The following is a 1,717-nucleotide window of genomic DNA, read 5'->3' on the forward strand; positions in this document are numbered from 1 at the left end:
CGTGCCGCCATGAAGCGAGACATCTACACCGGCGGCACCATCCGCACGATGACCATCAAGCAAAAATAAGGATCCCCATGACAACCAAGCAACCCGACTGGGAGGCGATCGAACGAGCCTACCGGGCAGGTTCGCTTTCCATCCGAACCATCGCTGAGCGCCAAGGTGTGAGCGACACCGCAATCAGGAAGAAAGCCAAGGCCCTTGGATGGGCGAGAGACCTTTCTGACCAGGTGCGAAAAGAGGTTCGCAGCAAGCTGGTTCGCGGAGAGGTTCGCAACGATCAAGGCGCGAACTGCGAACTGGATGCCGAAATCATCGAAGAGGCCGCCGAAGAAGGCGCCCGGGTGGTTCGCAGCCACCGGCGAGACATTCGCAAGGCGACGAATCTTGCGAACCTGTTGATGGACGATCTGCTGTCGACCATCCAGCGCCGCGAAGAGATCGAAGAAGACATCGAGGCCGAGACCTCCGAAGACAACAACGGTATGCGCCGCGCCTCAATGCTCGCCGCCGTCTCGCTGCCCAGCAATTCCAAAACACTGTTCCAGCTTTCCTCTGCAATGAAGAACCTGCAGGTTCTGGAGCGTCAGGCATACAGCCTGGACGAGAAGGAGAAGACGGACGAAGCCGACGAACTCTCGAAGATGATGGACGAACTATCGAAGGACGCCTGACATGAAGCCCGAGCACATGAAGCTGCTCCGGGATAAGCGTTGGCGGTTGAACAATCTCTACTTCATCACCGACAAGGAGGGCAAGAAAGTCCGCTTCCGGATGACGGACGAGCAGATCGAATACTTCGACGGGATGCATACCCGCAACATCATCCTGAAGGCTCGGCAGCTCGGCTTCACAACCGAGTGCTGCATCATCCAGCTCGACGCCGCTCTGTTCGAGTCGGCCAAGTGCGCGCTGATTGCTCACACCCTGAACGACGCTAAGCGCCTGTTCCGGGAGAAGGTGAAGTACGCCTACGACAACCTGCCGAAAGAGATCCGCGCCGCGAACCCTGCGAGCAACGATGCTGCCGGCGAGCTGGTATTCAGCAAGGGCGGCTCACTCTACGTCAGCACATCGTTTCGGGGCGGCACGCTGCGCTACCTGCACGTCTCCGAGTTCGGGAAGATCTGCGCAAAGTTTCCGCACAAGGCGCGCGAGATCGTCACCGGCGCGTTTGAGGCTGTGGCCACCGATTGCTTCGTCACGATTGAATCGACGGCGGAGGGGCGGGCGGGCTACTTCTTCGAGTACTCGCAGAGCGCCGAGAAACAGCTGCTGTCAGGCACGCCGCTCGGCAAGCTGGACTGGAAGTTCTTCTTCTTCAGCTGGTGGAAGAACAAAGCCTACTGGCTCGATTCAGCCGAGGCGATCATCCCGCAGCGCCTGACCGATTACTTTAACGAGCTGTTCGCAAAACACGGCATCGACACGAACCCGGGTCAGCGCGCCTGGTACGCGGCCAAGGAGAAGACCCTCGGCGACGACATGAAGCGGGAATACCCGTCGATCCCGGCCGAAGCCTTCCAGCAGTCGATCGAGGGCGCTTACTACGCCCAGCAGTTCATCAAGCTGTATGCCGCTCAGCGAATCGGCACGCTGCCAGACAACAGCCACCTGCCGGTGATGACCTTCTGGGACATCGGCGTCGGCGACTCCACGGCCATCTGGTTCGTGCGTCAGGTCGGCAACGAATATCACGTCATCGATTACTACG

The 1,717-nt window shown here is 59.3% G+C and carries 2 protein-coding genes; both read left to right on the forward strand.

The genetic code is table 11. The features are described from left to right. Positions 1-77 precede the first annotated feature (77 nt). Positions 78-677 (forward strand): hypothetical protein, encoded by a 600-nt coding sequence (locus L6D63_RS28260; RefSeq protein ID WP_131671980.1) that lies wholly within the window; start codon positions 78-80, stop codon positions 675-677. 1 nt (position 678) lies between these two features. Then, a partial coding sequence (locus tag L6D63_RS28265) for a terminase large subunit (protein ID WP_236170503.1) occupies positions 679-1,717 on the forward strand: 1,039 nt, incomplete at its 3' end.

Origin of the sequence: Pseudomonas parakoreensis, from assembly GCF_021602155.1 — a bacterium.
GTDB classification, from domain to species: Bacteria; Pseudomonadota; Gammaproteobacteria; order Pseudomonadales; family Pseudomonadaceae; genus Aquipseudomonas; species Aquipseudomonas parakoreensis.